Below are 16,438 nucleotides of genomic sequence, written 5' to 3'. Positions count from 1 at the left end.
CAGCGGGTCGAGATGACCTTCCACAACATGTCGATGATGGGCCACCCGATGCATCTGCATGGCCATCATTTCCAGGTTGTGGCGATCAACGGCACGCGCTTCGCCGGGGCGCTGCGCGACACGGTCTACGTGCCGCCGATGAGCATGGTGACGGTGGCCGTGGATGCGGGCGAGGCGGCGGAATGGATGCTGCATTGCCATCACATGCCGCATCTGGCAAGTGGCATGATGACCACCTTCGCGGTCTCCGGCTGACGGGGGTAGACGCGATCAGCTCGGCTGCGCCGTCTCGGCGAATTTAGCGCCGATCCAGTCGAGAAAGATGGCGACCGGCGGGCGCGGCTCGCCGGTCTTGGGGACGATGACGTGATAGCGATCCTCGAGCCGCAGGCTGTCGCGCCCCAGCCGGACCAGCCGGCCCTCGTTCAGATGGGCCGAGAGCAGGGTGGACCAGCCGAGCGCCACACCCTCGCCGTTGACCGCGGCCTGAATCGTCTCGGTGTAATGGTTGAAGCGCAGCGGGCTGCGATCCGAGGCGATGCCGGGGCCAGGGCCAAGACCCACCGCCTGTGCCCAGGATCGCCAGGTCAGCCAGGAGGGGTTGACCGTGTCCGAGGCGATCAGCGGCAGTTTCATGATATCGGCCTCGGCCGCCCCGATCCCGGCCGCCTCCAGCAGTTTCGGGCTGCAGACCGGAAACGCCTCGTCGGGATGGCTGGCGATGCTGCGGCCATCGGCGAAGGGTGGGCGGCCAAAGCGGATCGCCACATCCAGCCGGTCGCGGCGCAGATCGGTCGGGCCGTCATCCGAGATCAGGCGCAGCTTGACCTGGGGATGGCCGGCGCGCAGCTGCGCCAGCCGGGGCAGGATCCAGAAATGGCTGAAGGCCAGCGTCGCGCCCACCGTCACCAGGTCGCGGTCTTCGGGCGCGCGCAGGGTCTCGATCATCAAAGCCATGCTGTCGAAGGCGGCTGTTACCGTTCCGGCCAGCGCCGCCCCCGCCGGGGTCAGCGCGACCCGGCGATGCGCGCGGCGGAACAGCACCGTGTTCAGGTCGGATTCAAGCTGCTTGATCTGGCGGCTGACGGCGGCCTGCGTCACCCCCAGTTCACCCGCCGCCTGGGTAAAGCTGGACAGCCTCGCCGCCGCCTCGAAGGTCGCCAGCGCAGTCATCGATGACAGGTTCCGGCGCAGGCTGTGCATGGGTCCATCCCGGAGAATGCGTCTGGAAACATAACTTCAGGTTATCGATATGTCGAGAATTTCTGGAGTTGAGCGCGAGGCACGGACGGATGATCGTGGCCGCAGGCAGGCCCGCATTTTCCCGCCAGCCGTGCTACGCCATTTCAGTGAAAGCAGCCCGTCATGACCGATCAAGGCAATCTTCGCTCTCTTCTGCAGGCCCAGCTGTCCGGCCAGTCGCTGGCGCGGCCCTTCTATACCGATCCCGGGGTCTACCAGGCCGACCTGGACAACATCTGGTACCGGGAATGGATCTTCGCCGCGCCGCTGGCCGAGCTGCCCAAGGCGGGCTCCTATGTCACCTTCCAGCTGGGCGCCTATCCGGTACTGGTGGTCCGGGGCGGCGATGGCGAGATCCGGGCGTTCCACAACACCTGCCGCCATCGCGGCAGCCGCATCTGTCCCAAGGAATCGGGGCAGGCGACCAAGCTGGTCTGCCCCTATCACCAATGGACCTATGACACGAACGGGCAACTGCTCTGGGCCCGCGACATGGGGCCGGATTTCGACATGTCGTCCCACGGCCTGCAGCCGGTCCACTGCGCCTCTGCCGGCGGCATGGTCTATGTCTGCGTCGCGCGCAATGCCCCCGATTTCGCGCCCCTGCGCGAGGCCGCCGACCGCTATGCCGCGCCGCATCGGCCCGACGAACTGAAGGTGGCGCACCAGTCGCGGATCATCGAGCGCGGCAACTGGAAGCTGGTGATGGAGAACAACCGCGAATGCTATCACTGCGCCGGTTCGCATCCGGGCCTGTGCCGCACCTTCCTTGACGATCCCGATCTCTTCGGCTCGGGCGACAGCCAGGGCTCGGCCCTTGGTGCCGCCCATGTCGAACGCTGCGAGGCGGCGGGCCTGCCCTCGCGCTATCTGGCGCACGAGGACGAGCTGTGGCGGCTGGTGCGCATCCCGCTGGTCGGCGAGACGGTCAGCTATACGATGGACGGCAAGCCTGCGGCGCCGCTGCTGTCCGGAATGCCCTTCGCCAATGCCGGGACGCTGCTCTTCTATCACTACCCGAACACCTGGAACCATTACCTCTCGGACCATGTGCTGAACTTCCGCGTCATGCCTGTCAGCGCCACCGAGACCGAGGTGACGACCAGCTGGCTGGTGCACAAGGACGCGGTCGAGGGGCGCGACTATGACCTGACGCGGCTGACCGAGGTCTGGATCGCCACCAATGACGAGGATCGCCGCGTGGTGCAGGAAAACCAGCTGGGAATCAATTCGCCCGCCTACCTGCCCGGCCCGTATTCGCAGCGGCAGGAGGGCGGGGTGATCCAGTTCGTCGACTGGTACGTGCGCTCGATGCTGCGCGGGATCAGCGGCCCGGCCCGCGTGGCGGCGGAATAGCGATGGCGAAGACCCGCCAGAACTGGGCCGCCGAGCCGTGGCAGGACAGCGAGATGCTGGAATGCACCATGGTCATCCCCGAATCGGACAACTGCGCCACCATCGCCTTCCGCCCGCCCTCGGGGGCGTGGTTCGACTATCAGCCCGGTCAGTTCCTGACGCTGGACCTGCCGGTGCCGGGCGGATCGGTGCAGCGGACCTATACCATCTCGTCATCGCCCTCGCGGCCGCAAGCGATCTCGGTCACAGTGAAGGCACAGCCGGGTTCGGTGGGGGGGCGCTGGCTGCTGGACCAGCTGAAGCCGGGGATGCGGCTCAGGGCCTATGGTCCGGCCGGTCAGTTCACCTTCCTGCGTCATCCGGCGGCGAAATACCTGTTCATCTCGGCCGGGTCCGGGGCAACACCGCTGATGTCGATGACCACTTGGGCCTGGGATTCGGGCGAGATGCCCGACATCGTCTATGTCCATGCCGCCCGGAAACCCTCGGAGATCCTGTTCCGCCGCCGGCTCGAGGAATATGCCTCGCGCGTGCCGGGGCTGCAGCTGCGTTTCACCGTCGAAGAGGTCGACCCCTATGCGGTCTGGCCCGGTTATCACGGCAGGCTCAGCCAGATCATGCTGGGGCTGATGGCGCCCGACTATCTTGAACGCGAGGTCTTCTGCTGCGGGCCTGCGCCCTTCATGGCAGCGGTGCGCGACATGCTGGAATCGCTTGGCTTCGACCTGACCCGCTATCACGAGGAAAGTTTCGATGCCCCGGCACTGGTCGAGGTGCCGGTCGAGCCCTCGCCACCGCCGGGCGCAGCGCAGATCGAGTTTGCCCTGTCCGGGATCACCACCGATTGCCAGGGCGATGACACGGTGCTGGCCGTGGCGCGCCAGGCGGGGCTGAACATCCCCTCGGGCTGCCAGTTCGGCCTTTGCGGCACCTGCAAGGTGCTGAAGCGCGAGGGCGAGGTGCTGATGGTCCATAACGGCGGTATCTCGGAAGAGGAGATCGCCGAGGGCTATATCCTCGCCTGCTGCGCGCGGCCGCAGGGGTTGGTGTCGGTCGAGGTTTGAGGCGCGCGACTATACGCTGATCGCCTAGCGCGCGCCCCAGGTGTCGCTGAGCCGGTAGCCGCCGGGCCAGGGATCGGTCGGGTCCAGCATGTGCTGGTGAATCCCGGTGATCCAGCCGCGGCCGCTGATCTCGGGCAGGATCGCCGGAACATCGCCCAGGGTGGTTTCCCCGACGATCCGGCCGGTGAAGGTCGAGCCGATCAGCGACACTTGCGTCAGCGTCTCGCCCATCCCCATCTGCCCGCGGGCGGCCAGCAGCGCCATGCGGGCCGAGAGCGCCGTGCCGGTGGGCGAGCGGTCGATCTTTCCGGGCTGGATCGCCACGGCGGATCGCATCCGCAGGCCCTCGGCATCGCGCTCCAGCGGGCCGGCAAACTGGCAGAACGAGATGTGCCGCCAGTCGGGATTGGTCGGGTGATCGAAACCCAGTGCCTCGGTCGCGGCATTGGTGATCCGCGTGCCAAGCCGCGCCAGGTCATGCGCCTCGTCGGGTGTCAGGGCAAAGCCAAGCGCTGCCGCATCGACCATGACGAAGCTGTCGCCGCCAAAAGCCGTGTCCACGGTCAGCGTTCCCAGCCCCTCGACCTCGAGCGGCTGATCCAGCTTCTGCGCAAAGCTGGGCAGGTTCTGCACATGGATCCGCCGGGCCTTGCCGCCCGAGCATTCGGCCCGGACGCGCACCAGCCCGCCCGGTGCCTCGAGGGTAAACTCGGTCACCGGCTCGACCATCGGCAGGATGCCCCCGTCCAGCAGCACGGTCGACACGCAGATAGAGTTCGAGCCGGACATGGGCGGGGTGTCCTCGGGCTCCATGATGATGAAGGCGGCGGCCGCCTCGGGATGCTTGGGGGGCACCAGCAGGTTCACATGGCGGAACACGCCGCCGCGCGGCTCGTTCAGGACGAAGTTGCGCAGCGTCTGGTCGCGGGCGATGAAGCGCGACTGCTCCCACAGGGTATCGCCGGGCGGCGGAGCGACGCCGCCCACGATCACGTCGCCGACCTCGCCTTCGGCATGGGCCGAGATCACGTGAACGGTCTTTATGCTCTGCATGAGGCTACTCCTCTTTCAATCCGAACCTTCCGTCGCAGGGGTGTCAGAGGTCCTTCATCAGCCGCAGGGCGTCATAGATGGCGGCATGGGTGTTGCGCGGCGAGACAGCGTCACCGATGCGGAAAAGCTGGAAGCAGCCGGACGGATTGCGGGCCAGTGCCTGCGGGCGGCCGGACAGCAGCGCATCGTGATCGACCTCGCCGCCATTGGTCGAGTGCGGCTTCAGCGCATGGTAGAGATCGTCCAGCGGAACGGTCGCGTGGTTGACGACGATCTGGTCAAAACTGCGCTCGGTCCGGTAGTCGCTGTAATCGGTGCCGATCCCGGCGATCAGCCGGTTGCCGTCCTTGCGCACGGTCTTCAGGCGGTAGGTGACGGTAAAGCGTGACTCCTTCTCCTGCAGCGCGCGCATGTAGGGGACGAGGTTCATGCCCATGACCTCGGGCGCAAAGCTGCGGTCCGGGGTCATGATCTCTACCTGTCCCCCCTTCTCGGCGATCATCTCGGCGGCCTGCAACCCGGCATGATCGCCCGCATCGTCAAAGACCAGCACGTCACTGCCGCAATCGACGTCGCCCGAGAGTATGTCCCAGGCCGAGACCACATGGCTCTCGCCGCTTTCAAGACAATCGGTGTCGGCCAGGCCGCCGGTGGCAACGATGACCAGATCCGGCGCGGCTCCCAGAACATCCTCGGGTTCGACAAGGTGATTGAACTGCAGGGTGACGCCCTTCGCCTCGCATTGGGCCATGCGCCAGTCGATGATCGAGATCATCTCGCGCCGCCGGGGCGAACGTGCCGTCAGCCGCAACTGGCCGCCGGGCTGCGCCGCCGCCTCGTGCAGGCTGACGCGGTGGCCGCGTTCGGCGGCGACTCGCGCGGCCTCGAGCCCTGCCGGGCCAGCGCCGATGATCATCACCGATTTCGGCTGTTCGGCCGGCGGGATGCGATGGGGCATCGACAGCTCGCGCCCCGAGGCGGCGTTGTGGATGCACAAGGCCTCGCCGCCCTGATAGATCCGGTCGAGGCAATAGGTGGCACCGACGCAGGGGCGGATGTCATCCTCGCGGCCCTCGGCGATCTTCTGCACGATATGGGGATCGGCCAGATGTGCGCGGGTCATCCCGACCAGGTCCAGGAGGCCCGCCGCAACCGCGTGGCGCGCGGTTGCCACATCGGGGATGCGGGCGGCGTGGATGGTGGGCATCCCGAGCTCGGCGCGGACGCGGCCGGCGAAATCCAGATGCGGCGCGGCGCGCATGCCCTGGACCGGGATGACATCGGTCAGGGCGGCATCGGTATGGATGCGCCCGCGGATGACCGAGATATAGTCGATCAGCCCTGCGTCGCGCAGCCGCCGGGCGATCTCCAGCCCGTCCTCGGCGGTCACGCCGCCGGCCTCGGCCTCGTCCACCGCCATGCGGATGCCGAGGACGAAATCCGGGCCGACCGCCTTCCTCATCGCGCCCAGCACCTCGGCGCCAAGCCGCATCCGGCTGTCCAATGTCTGCGGGCCGTAATCGCCCTCGAGCTGATTGGTCAGCGGCGACCAGAGCTGGTCGATCAGGTGGCCATAGGCCTCGAGCTCGATCCCGTCCATGCCGCCTTCTTTCATCCGGCCGGCGGCCGAGGCGAAATCATCGACGATCCGGGCGAAGTCCCAGTCCTCGGCCAGCTTCGGGAAAGCCCGGTGGGCAGGTTCCTGCAGCCGGGTCGAGCTGAGCGAGGGCAGCCAGTCACCCTTGTTCCAGCCGGTGCGGCGGCCAAGATGGGTCAGTTGGATCATGACCTTGGTGTCATGTTCGTGCAGCGCGTCGGTCAGGTCACGGATCCAGGGCACCACCTCGTCGCGATAGGCGAGGATGTTGTTGAAGGCGGGCGGGCTGTCGCGCGAGACGATGGCCGATCCCGCCGTCATCGCCATGGCGACGCCGCCCTTGGCCCGCTCGAGGTGATAGGCACGGTAGCGGTCCTTGGGCAGCCCGTCCTCGCAATAGGCCGGCTCGTGCGGGGTGGTGACGATGCGGTTCTTCAGCACCAGGGACTTCAGGTGAAAGGGTTGCAGCAGGGGGTCTTTGCTCATGGCAGTGGAACCTTCGGAGTGTCGGGTCAATGCAGGGACAGGCGGCGATAGCGGCCGGGGGAGGCGGGATAAAGGCCGCCGGTCCACCAGAACGGGGCGTCCAGCGGCAGGTTCACATGGGTCACGCGGATATTGGTGAATTCATGGCCGCCGTCCTCCCCGGAAAAGGCCCCAATTGACACTAGTGTCAGTTATAAGAACCTATATGTCAATTGATTTGACAATAGCGTGAAGGTCGGGCAATACATGCCGATGAACGTCATCCAGACCAGCGCGAATCTGACCGGCGAGCCTGACGGGGCAAGGCCGTGGCTGGACGCGGCCTACCAGGTCCTGATCACCCAGGGCGTCGACAAGATCCGCATCGCCGCGCTGGCCGAGATGGTCGAGAGCACCCGCACCGCCTTCTATTGGCACTTCGCCTCGCGCGAGGCCCTGCTGGATGGGCTGCTGGAGCGCTGGAAGGCCAAGAATACCGACAATTTCGTGCGGCAGGTCGAAGGCTATGCCGAGACCATCAACGAGGCGGTCTTCAACATGTTCGACTGCTGGCTGAATGCCGAGTTGTTCGATGCCCCCTTCGACCTTGCGGTCAGGAACTGGGCCAAGAACGACCCGGCGCTGACCGGCACGCTGGCCGATGCCGACAGCCAGCGGATCGACGCGCTGATCCGCATGTTCAAGCGGTTCGGCTATGACGACAAAAGCGCGCTGGTCCGTTCGCACACGGCCTATTTCACCCAAGTCGGCTATATCTCGATGATGATCGTCGACGATCCCGGGGTGCGGATCGACCGGATGCCCGATTACGTCGAGGTCTATACCGGGATTGCCCCCAGCCCGAACGAGATTGCCCGCTTTCGCGGCCGCCATGCCCACCTGCTGAAAGGCTGATCCGACGGCTGCTGCCTTTACATCGACAAATGACTTTCAAAGGAGAACGTGAATATGAAGAATATTCGGCCGCCCTTTACGGATGTCGAGATTGCCACCCAGCCTGACGGATTCTACGAGGGCCAGTCCCTTCCCATTGCCCTTGTCTCGAAGATCGGGATCTCGCTTCTGGTGGTCTGGGCCCTGCTTTTCCCGCTGAACGCGAACCTGATGCTGTCCGAGGTGAATACCGGGCTGCTGAACATCTTCAACGCATTCTACGTGCTGTCGGTCGGGCTTTTCGCCTGGTTCCTGCTGGTCCTTGCCGTCATTCCCTGGACCGGGCGGCGGCGGCTTGGTCGCGGGGACGAGGCGCCCGAGTTCTCCACCTTCTCCTGGTTCGCGATGATGTTTGGCGCGGGTCTTGGTGTCGGGCTGATGGTCTATGCGACCGCCGAGCCGATGGGCCTCTGGGGTTCGAACCCCGAGATCCTGCGCGGCAATGTCGAGCCGAACACCGTCGCGGCGATCGAGACCGCCTATCGCTACAGCTTCATGCATTACGGCTTCCACGCCTGGTCGATCTATGTCGTCACCGGGCTTGCCCTTGCCTATTACAGCTATACCCGGGACATGCCGCTGACCATTCGCTCGGCCCTGACCCCGATCTTCGGACGGGCGCTGAACGGGCCGCTGGGGCATGTCGTGGACATCCTTGGGGTCGTCGCCACCATTCTGGGCGTCGCGGTGACCATCGGCTTCGGCGTCAGCCAACTGGTCGAGGGGGCCTATTCGATCCTCGGTATCGAGTGGCTGCTGCAGCCCGGGGAAGATGGCGGCGCGCCGGTGCCTTCATCGGTCGGGCTGATCCTCGCGCTGGTGCTGGTCATGGGAATGTCCATCGCCTCGGCTGTCTCGGGTGTGGGCCGCGGGGTGAAATACCTGTCCAACATCAACCTGATCCTGTCCTGCGTCCTGCTTGTGGTCTTCGCGATCTTCGGGTCGTTCCTCTTCGCGATGACCACCTATGGCCGGGCGATGGTCGATTACCTGCTGAATTTCCCCGCCCTGTCCTTCGAGGCCTATTCGACCGACAGCGAGCTCGGCAAATGGCAATCGGGATGGACCACCTTCTACTGGGCCTGGTGGATCGCCTTTTCGCCCTTCGTCGGCCTGTTCCTCGCCCGCATTTCCAAGGGGCGGACGATCCGCGAATTCATCCTTGGCGCGGTCATCGCCCCGGCGCTGGTCTGCTTCCTGTGGTTCACGCTGCTGGGCGGCACGGCCATCGATCTCGAACTGACCGGCGTCGCCAATGGTGCCATTGTCAATGCTTCGCTGACCAACAAGCTGTTCGTCACGCTGCAGATGATGCTGCCCGAGGGGCTGTACCAGGCGGTGGCGGTCATGTCGGTGGTGCTGATCCTGACCTTCCTCGTCACCTCGGCCGATTCCGGCATCCTGGTGATGAACACGATCATGGCCGGCGGCGCGGTGGATACCGGCATCCGCCACCGGATCATCTGGGGCGTGCTGCTGACGCTGGTGATCGCGGCGCTGGTTCTGGCCGGGGGCGGGGGCCTTGGCGCGTTGCAGAACGCGATGATCATCGGCGCGCTGCCCTTTGCCTTCGTGATGATCGGCATGTGCCTGTCGCTGGCCAAGGCGCTGTACCGGGATTACCTGCGCGATCGCTACGGCGCGGCGCAGCGCGCCTGATCCGTGACCTTCGATGGCGGATTTCCGCCGGTCGTCCGGGGCGCCCCGCGCGCCCCGGTTTTCCGCGTTCCGCGACGACCGGCCGAGGCATATAGTCCCGCGCCAACGAGAACCATAATATCGAGGCAGTGATGTTGTCCCTCATGCGCGTGCTGGCCATCGCCGGCGTGACCGTCCTTTCGGCCTGTGGCGGCGGGCAGGACCGCAATTACCTTGCCGATCCCTCGGTGACGCAGGCGGGGCTCTATCCGAACGAGACGCCCGAACTGCGCGCCAGCATCAACCGCTGGTCCAAGCATTACGGCGTGCCGGTGGAACTGGTGCAACGGGTGATCCTGCGCGAATCCGACCATCGCCCCGGCGCGCGCAACGGCCCCTATTACGGGCTGATGCAGATCCTGCCGCAGACCGCGCGGACGATGGGCTACCAGGGCTCGGCCGAGGGGCTGCTGAACGGCGACACCAACCTGCAATACGCGGTGAAATACCTGCGCGGGGCCTATCTGGTCGCGCAGGGAGATCAGGACGCCGCCGTGGGCTGGTATGCGCGCGGCTATTACTACGAGGCCAAGCGCATGGGCCTTTTGGAGGAGACCGGGCTGCGGTCCTGATCACCCCTGCCTGAATCAGCGGGCCAGCGCCTTATTTGGCGCTGACCCCGTTCTTCGATCATCTTCGGCCCGTCAGGCGCCCGCGCCTGGGGGCGCCTTGGCCAGACCTTCGCCACGATCCGCGACATCCACGCCTGCCGCGAAAGCGCCGCTATCCGTGGCCGAGCGCAGCCGCGCCTTGACGCCGTCGCTGGTCAGGGGCACCGGCAGTCCGGCCTGCGCCTGCCACCAGAGTGCGGTCAGGCCCGCGACATGCGGGCAGGCCATCGAGGTGCCGTTCAGCGCCACCGTGCCGCCGCCCACCTTGGCTGAGATGACGTTGACGCCCGGGGCCGAGAGAATCGGGTTGGTGTTCGAGAAATTGGCCACCGTCAGCCCCTGAGGTCCCTCGGCCAGCGCACCGACCGAGATCACGTCGAAGGCGGCGGCGGGCACCGACACGCTGACCTCGAAATTGGCGCTGATCTGGCGTTCGGATTCGTTGCCGGCCGCGGCAACGACCACCGTGCCGCCATCGAACTGCGCCATCGCCCGGAACATGTCCATGATGGCATCAAAGGCGCGCAGGTTGCCGCGATAGGCCTCGAGCGCGACCGATCCGGCCAGCTCCGCCGGCCAGCCCTGATCGATCAGCCGCTTGATCAGGCCGGGGAAGTCGAAGCCAAGCGACATCGAGATGACCTTTGCGCCGCCGGCCTGCGCCCATTTCATTCCCTCGAACAGCATTTCCGAGCCGCCGCTGCCGTCATCGCCCAGGACCTTGCCGATCATCGCCTCGGTGATCCCCGGCGCGACGCCGATGCGCAGCCCGCCCACATCGCGGCCAAAGATAGTGCCGGCGCAATGGGTGCCGTGCCGGTTGCCATCGGGGGCGCTGTCGGGGCCGCCGGTGAAGTTCTTCATCTGCAGGTTGACGCCGGCAAAGGCCCCATGAGTCGGGTCAATGCCGGTATCCAGCACCGCGACCTTCACCCCGGTACCGTCGAAGGCCGATACATCCGCGCCCACCGCCTTCACGCCCCAGGTGACGCTGCCGCCGCCTGCCGCCGCCGCCGATTCGGTGGGGGTGATCAACTGGATCGGCATGGACTGGGTGATCGCCCGGACTGAGGGATCCCGCCGCAGGTCGTTCATGTCCTCCTTCGACAGGTCCTCGACCTCGATCGATGGCTTGGGCGGAACCCCGTTGGTCGCGCCCATGACCGGCCCCCGGTCGAGCGTGTCGAAACCGCGACTGCCGGTGGCCATGCGCAGGCCGAAATTGTCATCGCGCACTATGATCGACTTGGTCATGAGTTCTCTCCAGATAACTCGAAATCGGCGGGTGATTCCGCCATTTTTGGCGCGCCATTATTATTATTGATAATCATTTTAATTTTCAATTGGATTATCATTATTCAAATATTATATATTTTGACGCGCGAGGGCGGGCTTGCTCATGGGCCATCGCGTCCGGCCGCCTGCGGCGATGCGTCGCGCAGGCGCAGCGCCTGACCCGGGCCTTGACCCGGCGCCCTGCATTCGCTAGGGACCGCCGGTGCCCGCACGGGCCGCCGACTGAAAACGACTCAACAAGCAAGAAACGCCGTGTCCGTCCCATCATCGCTTCGGGGGCGCGTCCGGCAAGGAGAAGCGACATGAAACTGCATGAAATCCGCGACAATGATGGCGCGAACCGTAAGAAGAAGCGCGTCGCGCGTGGTCCGGGCTCGGGCAAGGGCAAAACTGCCGGCCGGGGTATCAAGGGCCAGAAATCGCGTTCGGGCGTTGCGCTGAACGGCTACGAGGGTGGCCAGATGCCGCTCTACCGGCGTCTTCCGAAGCGTGGCTTCACCGCGCCGAACGCCAAGAGCTTTGCCGTGGTGAACCTCGGCCAGATCCAGGCCTTCATCGATGCGGGCAAGCTGGATGCCAAGGCTGACGTGACCGAAGACGCGCTGGTCGCCTCGGGCACCGTGCGCCGCAAGCTGGACGGCATCCGCCTGCTGGCCAAGGGTGAACTGAAGGCCAAGCTGAACCTGACCGTCACCGGCGCCTCCAAGGCAGCCATCGAGGCGGTCGAGAAAGTCGGCGGCAAGGTCACTGTGACCGCCCCGGCCAAGGAAGCAGCGGCGGCCGAATAAGCTGTTGAAGGGGGCGCGCGCGCCCCATAGATAGCAACAAGGTTTTCCAAGGCGCCGCCGACCGGGGAACGGTTCGGCGGCGCTGTCATGAGACGAGGCACGAATAATATGGCGTCAGCCGCAGAACAGATGGCCGCGAACCTCTCCTGGGGGGCTCTGGGCAAGGCCACGGAACTTCGCCAGCGCATCTGGTTCACGATCGGCCTGCTGATCATCTATCGCCTCGGCACCTATATCCCGGTGCCGGGCATCGACGGCGCCGCGCTGCGCAACTTCATGGAACAGGCGCAATCGGGCATCGGCGGCATCCTGTCGATGTTCACCGGCGGCGCGCTGGGGCGGATGGGCGTCTTCGCGCTGGGGATCATGCCCTATATCTCGGCCTCGATCATCGTGCAGCTGCTGACCTCGATGGTGCCTTCGCTGGAACAGCTGAAGAAAGAGGGCGAGCAGGGCCGCAAGAAGATCAACCAGTATACCCGCTATGGCACCGTGGCGCTGGCGCTGTTCCAGGCCTACGGTCTGGCGAAATCGCTGGAGGCCGGTGGCCTCGCCCATGACCCGGGCCTGTTCTTCCAAGCGGCCGTGGTCATCACGCTGGTCGGCGGCACCATGTTCCTGATGTGGCTGGGCGAACAGATCACCGCGCGCGGCATCGGCAACGGCATCTCGCTGATCATCTTCGTCGGCATCGTGGCGGAAATTCCGGCCGCGCTGGCGAACTTCTTCGCGCAGGGCCGGTCGGGCGCCATCTCGACCCCGGTGATTCTGGGTGTGATCGTGATGGTCGTGGCCGTCATTGCCTTCGTCGTGTTCATGGAGCGCGCGCTGCGTAAGATCCATATCCAGTATCCGCGGCGCCAGGTCGGCATGAAGATCTATGATGGCCAATCGTCGCACCTGCCGATCAAGGTTAACCCGGCCGGCGTCATCCCGGCGATCTTTGCCAGCTCGCTGCTGCTGCTGCCGGTGACGATCTCGACCTTCTCGGGCAACCAGACCGGGCCGGTGATGTCGACGATCCTCGCCTATTTCGGCCCGGGCCAGCCGCTTTATCTGGTGTTCTTCGCGGCGATGATCGTCTTCTTCGCCTATTTCTACACCCAGAATGTCAGCTTCAAGACCGATGATGTGGCCGAAAACCTGAAGAATCAGGGTGGTTTCATTCCCGGCATCCGTCCGGGCAAGCGGACCCAGGATTATCTCGACTACGTGGTTAACCGGGTTCTGGTGATCGGTGCCGGCTACCTGGCAGCCGTCAGTCTTCTGCCCGAGATCCTGCGCAGCCAGTGGCAGGTGCCGTTCTACTTTGGTGGCACTTCGGTTCTGATCGTGGTTTCGGTAACCATGGACACGATCAACCAGGTGCAAAGCCACCTGCTGGCGCATCAATATGAGGGCCTGATCGAGAAATCGCAGCTGCGTGGCAAGCGTGGCGGCGGCAAGGACGGGGCGAAGAAAAAGCGGGCGCCCGCCCGCCGCTGAGCGCCGGCCGAGGACGCGGAAACGACAAACTGACCGAGGGGACAGACCATGACCGTCAATATCATTCTTCTGGGGCCACCGGGCGCAGGCAAGGGCACGCAGGCCCGCCGTCTGGTGGAGGAAAGGGGAATGGTTCAGCTCTCCACCGGGGACATGCTGCGCGAGGCCAAGGCCAGCGGCTCGGAAATGGGCAAGCGCGTGGCGGCGGTCATGGACCGGGGCGAGCTGGTGACGGACGAGATCGTCATCGGCCTGATCCGCGAGAAGCTGGCCGAGGGCGGCGTGGGTTTCATCTTCGACGGCTTCCCCCGCACGCTGGGGCAGGCCGACGCCCTGGGAGCGCTGCTGGACGAGACCGGGATGCCGCTGGACGCCGTGATCGAGATGCGCGTCGATGACGAGGCGCTGGTGAACCGCATAACCAAGCGCTTTACCTGCGGCAATTGCGGCGAGGTCTATCACGACGAGACCAAGCCGACCGCCAAGCCCGGCATCTGCGATGTCTGCGGCTCGACCGACCTGCGCCGGCGCGCCGATGACAACGAGGACAGCCTGAAGACCCGGCTGCTGGAATATTACAAGAAAACCTCGCCGCTGATCGGTTACTACTACGCCAAGGGCAAGCTCAGCACCGTCGACGGCCTGGGCGAGATCGAGGCGGTTGCGGGCGAGATTTCGGCGGTTCTGGACAAGCACTGAACCGAGGGCAGGGGCCGGATGCCGCAACGCGGCGTCGTGGCCTTGACCTTTTTTTGCTTGACCTATATTTGACAACATCTCGAGAGAGAATCACCCCAATCGGCGGGTGGCCCATAGACCGGCCCGAAGGCTAGGCTTTCGGGCCCTTCGTTGTGAAAAAAGGTTCCGGCGCTACGGAACCGCAACCAGGAAGGACAAACGCGTGGCTCGTATTGCTGGCGTCAATATTCCGACGGGGAAACGTGTCCCCATCGCACTGACTTACATTCACGGGATCGGCCCGATGTATGCCACCCAGATCGTGGAAGCGGTCGGCATCGATCCGACTGGCCGCGTCAACGACCTGTCGGATGCCGAGGTTCTGGCCATCCGCGAATACATCGACGCGAACCTGACCGTCGAAGGCGACCTGCGCCGCGAAGTGCAGATGAACATCAAGCGCCTGATGGACCTCGGTTCCTATCGTGGCCTGCGCCACCGCCGCAACCTGCCGGTTCGTGGCCAGCGCACCCACACCAATGCCCGCACCCGCAAGGGCCCGGCGAAGCCGATCGCCGGCAAGAAGAAGTAAGGGGGCAGCATCATGGCACGCGATACTCGTCGTACGAAGAAGAAGGTTTCCAAGAACATCGCCACCGGCGTTGCTCATGTGAACTCGTCGTTCAACAACACCAAGATCCTGATCTCGGACGTGCAGGGCAATGCGATCTCGTGGTCGTCGGCTGGCACCATGGGCTTCAAGGGCTCGCGCAAATCGACCCCCTATGCCGCGCAGATGGCCGCAGAAGACGCGGGCAAGAAGGCACAGGAACACGGCGTCCGCACGCTGGAAGTCGAAGTTCAGGGTCCGGGCTCGGGTCGTGAATCGGCTCTGCGCGCACTGGCCGCTGTCGGGTTCAACATCACGGCCATCCGTGACGTCACCCCGATCGCCCATAACGGCTGCCGCCCGCCCAAGCGCCGCCGCGTCTGATCGCAGACAAGACTTCACCGGGCCGCGCGTTTCGACGCGCGGTTCGGGCATTTTCGTTTCAACCTCGGGCGTTCCCGGCCTCGATCATGGGCAGGGGACAAGTATGGAGGCAATCGCATGATCCACAAGAACTGGGCAGAGCTGATCAAGCCGACGCAGCTGGACGTGAAGCCGGGTGCCGATGCGACCCGCAGCGCCACCGTCGTCGCCGAACCGCTCGAGCGCGGCTTTGGCCTGACCCTCGGCAACGCGCTGCGCCGCGTGCTGATGTCGTCGCTGCAGGGCGCCGCCATCACCAGCGTGCAGATCGACAACGTGCTGCATGAATTCTCGTCGGTCGCCGGCGTCCGCGAGGACGTGACCGACATTGTCCTGAACCTGAAGGGCGTGACCCTGAAGATGGATGTGGACGGCCCCAAGCGCCTGACCCTGACTGCCAAAGGTCCGGGCGAGGTCAAGGCCGGCGACATCCAGGAAACCGCCGGCATCACCATCCTGAACCGCGACCATGTCATCTGCCATCTGGATGACGGGGCCGAGGTCTCGATGGAACTGACCGTTGCCAATGGCAAAGGCTATGTCGCCGCCGACAAGAACCGTCCCGAGGACGCGCCCATCGGTCTGATCCCGATCGACGCCATCTTCTCGCCGGTCAAGCGCGTCAGCTATGAAGTCACGCCGACCCGCGAGGGCCAGGTGCTGGACTATGACAAGCTGACGATGAAGGTCGATACCGATGGTTCGCTGACCCCGGACGACGCCGTGGCCTATGCCGCGCGCATCATCCAGGACCAGCTGTCGGTCTTCGTGAACTTCGAAGAGCCCGAGGCCGCCCGCTCGCAGGCCGATGATGACGGCCTGGAATTCGATCCGCGCCTGCTGAAGAAGGTGGACGAACTGGAATTGTCGGTGCGTTCGGCCAACTGCCTGAAGAACGACAACATCGTCTATATCGGCGACCTGATCCAGAAGACCGAAGCCGAGATGCTGCGCACCCCGAACTTCGGCCGCAAGTCGCTGAACGAGATCAAGGAAGTGCTATCCGGCATGGGTCTGCACCTTGGCATGGATGTCGTGGACTGGCCGCCGGAGAACATCGAAGACCTGGCCAAGCGCTTCGACGACCAATTCTGATTCTGGCCGGGGCGGTCACGCCG

Annotated in this window: 17 protein-coding genes; 12 read left to right on the top strand and 5 right to left on the bottom strand. The window is 65.1% G+C overall.

The genetic code is table 11. The annotated features are described in order from the left end of the window. On the top strand, nucleotides 1-255 hold a 255-nt coding region (locus tag Q1A36_RS19020; RefSeq protein WP_299847364.1), incomplete at its 5' end, for a multicopper oxidase domain-containing protein. Between the two features lie 15 nt (nucleotides 256-270). Here the strand turns inward: Q1A36_RS19020 and Q1A36_RS19015 are convergent. Beyond that, nucleotides 271-1,173, bottom strand: a complete 903-nt coding sequence (locus Q1A36_RS19015; RefSeq protein ID WP_299847363.1) for a LysR substrate-binding domain-containing protein — start codon at nucleotides 1,171-1,173, stop codon at nucleotides 271-273. A gap of 192 nt (nucleotides 1,174-1,365) precedes the next feature. Here Q1A36_RS19015 and Q1A36_RS19010 point away from each other — a divergent pair, with 192 nt between their 5' ends. Next, a complete protein-coding gene (locus tag Q1A36_RS19010) occupies nucleotides 1,366-2,598 on the top strand; it encodes an aromatic ring-hydroxylating dioxygenase subunit alpha (RefSeq protein WP_299847361.1) in 1,233 nt (410 codons plus the stop codon). A gap of 2 nt (nucleotides 2,599-2,600) precedes the next feature. After that, nucleotides 2,601-3,662 carry a hybrid-cluster NAD(P)-dependent oxidoreductase gene (locus Q1A36_RS19005; RefSeq protein WP_299847359.1) on the top strand — a complete coding sequence of 354 codons (1,062 nt, stop codon included), beginning with the start codon at nucleotides 2,601-2,603 and terminating at the stop codon, nucleotides 3,660-3,662. A 24-nt stretch (nucleotides 3,663-3,686) separates the two neighbouring features. Here the strand turns inward: Q1A36_RS19005 and Q1A36_RS19000 are convergent, their stop codons facing one another. Genes Q1A36_RS19000 through Q1A36_RS18990 form a run of 3 tightly spaced genes read right to left on the bottom strand, consistent with a single transcriptional unit; the run spans nucleotide 3,687 to nucleotide 6,980 of the window. After that, nucleotides 3,687-4,715, bottom strand: a complete 1,029-nt coding sequence (locus Q1A36_RS19000) for a proline racemase family protein (RefSeq protein ID WP_299847357.1) — start codon at nucleotides 4,713-4,715, stop codon at nucleotides 3,687-3,689. Nucleotides 4,716-4,758: 43 nt separating this feature from the next. Further along, nucleotides 4,759-6,798, bottom strand: a complete 2,040-nt coding sequence (locus Q1A36_RS18995; RefSeq protein WP_299847355.1) for an NADH:flavin oxidoreductase — start codon at nucleotides 6,796-6,798, stop codon at nucleotides 4,759-4,761. Between the two features lie 26 nt (nucleotides 6,799-6,824). Beyond that, a complete protein-coding gene (locus tag Q1A36_RS18990) occupies nucleotides 6,825-6,980 on the bottom strand; it encodes a hypothetical protein (RefSeq protein WP_299847353.1) in 156 nt (51 codons plus the stop codon). A 70-nt stretch (nucleotides 6,981-7,050) separates the two neighbouring features. Between Q1A36_RS18990 and Q1A36_RS18985 the strand changes: the two genes are divergently transcribed. The 3 genes from Q1A36_RS18985 (at nucleotide 7,051) to Q1A36_RS18975 (ending at nucleotide 10,001) form a co-directional block, all read left to right on the top strand. Continuing rightward, a complete protein-coding gene (locus Q1A36_RS18985) occupies nucleotides 7,051-7,692 on the top strand; it encodes a TetR/AcrR family transcriptional regulator (protein WP_299847351.1) in 642 nt (213 codons plus the stop codon). Between the two features lie 54 nt (nucleotides 7,693-7,746). Continuing rightward, entirely contained in the window at nucleotides 7,747-9,390 is a 1,644-nt protein-coding gene (locus Q1A36_RS18980) for a BCCT family transporter (protein ID WP_299847349.1), read from the top strand. A gap of 131 nt (nucleotides 9,391-9,521) precedes the next feature. After that, complete coding sequence (locus tag Q1A36_RS18975; RefSeq protein WP_299847347.1) at nucleotides 9,522-10,001, top strand: lytic transglycosylase domain-containing protein; 480 nt, start codon at nucleotides 9,522-9,524, stop codon at nucleotides 9,999-10,001. 72 nt (nucleotides 10,002-10,073) lie between these two features. Here the strand turns inward: Q1A36_RS18975 and Q1A36_RS18970 are convergent, their stop codons facing one another. Further along, nucleotides 10,074-11,294, bottom strand: coding sequence for a S8 family serine peptidase (locus tag Q1A36_RS18970; protein WP_299847345.1), 1,221 nt, complete (start codon nucleotides 11,292-11,294; stop codon nucleotides 10,074-10,076). A 344-nt stretch (nucleotides 11,295-11,638) separates the two neighbouring features. Between Q1A36_RS18970 and rplO the strand changes: the two genes are divergently transcribed. The 6 genes from rplO (at nucleotide 11,639) to Q1A36_RS18940 (ending at nucleotide 16,415) form a co-directional block, all read left to right on the top strand. Next, nucleotides 11,639-12,124, top strand: a complete 486-nt coding sequence (rplO, locus tag Q1A36_RS18965) for a 50S ribosomal protein L15 (protein ID WP_299847343.1) — start codon at nucleotides 11,639-11,641, stop codon at nucleotides 12,122-12,124. A 108-nt stretch (nucleotides 12,125-12,232) separates the two neighbouring features. Beyond that, nucleotides 12,233-13,609 carry a preprotein translocase subunit SecY gene (secY, locus tag Q1A36_RS18960; protein WP_299847341.1) on the top strand — a complete coding sequence of 459 codons (1,377 nt, stop codon included), beginning with the start codon at nucleotides 12,233-12,235 and terminating at the stop codon, nucleotides 13,607-13,609. A gap of 48 nt (nucleotides 13,610-13,657) precedes the next feature. Beyond that, on the top strand, nucleotides 13,658-14,308 hold the full coding sequence (locus Q1A36_RS18955; protein WP_299847339.1) for an adenylate kinase: 651 nt from the start codon (nucleotides 13,658-13,660) through the stop codon (nucleotides 14,306-14,308). Nucleotides 14,309-14,510: 202 nt separating this feature from the next. After that, nucleotides 14,511-14,879, top strand: a complete 369-nt coding sequence (rpsM, locus tag Q1A36_RS18950; protein WP_299847337.1) for a 30S ribosomal protein S13 — start codon at nucleotides 14,511-14,513, stop codon at nucleotides 14,877-14,879. Between the two features lie 12 nt (nucleotides 14,880-14,891). Continuing rightward, nucleotides 14,892-15,281, top strand: a complete 390-nt coding sequence (gene rpsK / locus Q1A36_RS18945; protein ID WP_101753989.1) for a 30S ribosomal protein S11 — start codon at nucleotides 14,892-14,894, stop codon at nucleotides 15,279-15,281. 117 nt (nucleotides 15,282-15,398) lie between these two features. After that, nucleotides 15,399-16,415, top strand: coding sequence for a DNA-directed RNA polymerase subunit alpha (locus Q1A36_RS18940; protein WP_101753990.1), 1,017 nt, complete (start codon nucleotides 15,399-15,401; stop codon nucleotides 16,413-16,415). The last annotated feature ends 23 nt before the right edge of the window (nucleotides 16,416-16,438 follow it).

The organism is uncultured Paracoccus sp., assembly GCF_947487305.1.
Lineage (GTDB): Bacteria > Pseudomonadota > Alphaproteobacteria > Rhodobacterales > Rhodobacteraceae > Paracoccus.
Note: the sequence above shows the minus strand (reverse complement) of the source record. Positions and strands in the feature narration are given on the sequence as shown.

What these genes read in the sequence shown, in the direction of transcription:
- Q1A36_RS18970 (WP_299847345.1), bottom strand. Translation starts at nt 11,294, where the DNA reads ATGACCAAGTCGATCATAGTGCGCGATGACAATTTCGGCCTGCGCATG.
- Q1A36_RS18940 (WP_101753990.1), top strand. Translation starts at nt 15,399, where the DNA reads ATGATCCACAAGAACTGGGCAGAGCTGATCAAGCCGACGCAGCTGGAC.
- Q1A36_RS18995 (WP_299847355.1), bottom strand. Translation starts at nt 6,798, where the DNA reads ATGAGCAAAGACCCCCTGCTGCAACCCTTTCACCTGAAGTCCCTGGTG.
- secY (WP_299847341.1), top strand. Translation starts at nt 12,233, where the DNA reads ATGGCGTCAGCCGCAGAACAGATGGCCGCGAACCTCTCCTGGGGGGCT.
- Q1A36_RS19000 (WP_299847357.1), bottom strand. Translation starts at nt 4,715, where the DNA reads ATGCAGAGCATAAAGACCGTTCACGTGATCTCGGCCCATGCCGAAGGC.
- Q1A36_RS19015 (WP_299847363.1), bottom strand. Translation starts at nt 1,173, where the DNA reads ATGACTGCGCTGGCGACCTTCGAGGCGGCGGCGAGGCTGTCCAGCTTT.
- Q1A36_RS18975 (WP_299847347.1), top strand. Translation starts at nt 9,522, where the DNA reads ATGTTGTCCCTCATGCGCGTGCTGGCCATCGCCGGCGTGACCGTCCTT.
- Q1A36_RS18955 (WP_299847339.1), top strand. Translation starts at nt 13,658, where the DNA reads ATGACCGTCAATATCATTCTTCTGGGGCCACCGGGCGCAGGCAAGGGC.
- Q1A36_RS18980 (WP_299847349.1), top strand. Translation starts at nt 7,747, where the DNA reads ATGAAGAATATTCGGCCGCCCTTTACGGATGTCGAGATTGCCACCCAG.
- Q1A36_RS19005 (WP_299847359.1), top strand. Translation starts at nt 2,601, where the DNA reads ATGGCGAAGACCCGCCAGAACTGGGCCGCCGAGCCGTGGCAGGACAGC.
- rplO (WP_299847343.1), top strand. Translation starts at nt 11,639, where the DNA reads ATGAAACTGCATGAAATCCGCGACAATGATGGCGCGAACCGTAAGAAG.
- rpsK (WP_101753989.1), top strand. Translation starts at nt 14,892, where the DNA reads ATGGCACGCGATACTCGTCGTACGAAGAAGAAGGTTTCCAAGAACATC.
- Q1A36_RS18985 (WP_299847351.1), top strand. Translation starts at nt 7,051, where the DNA reads ATGAACGTCATCCAGACCAGCGCGAATCTGACCGGCGAGCCTGACGGG.
- Q1A36_RS19010 (WP_299847361.1), top strand. Translation starts at nt 1,366, where the DNA reads ATGACCGATCAAGGCAATCTTCGCTCTCTTCTGCAGGCCCAGCTGTCC.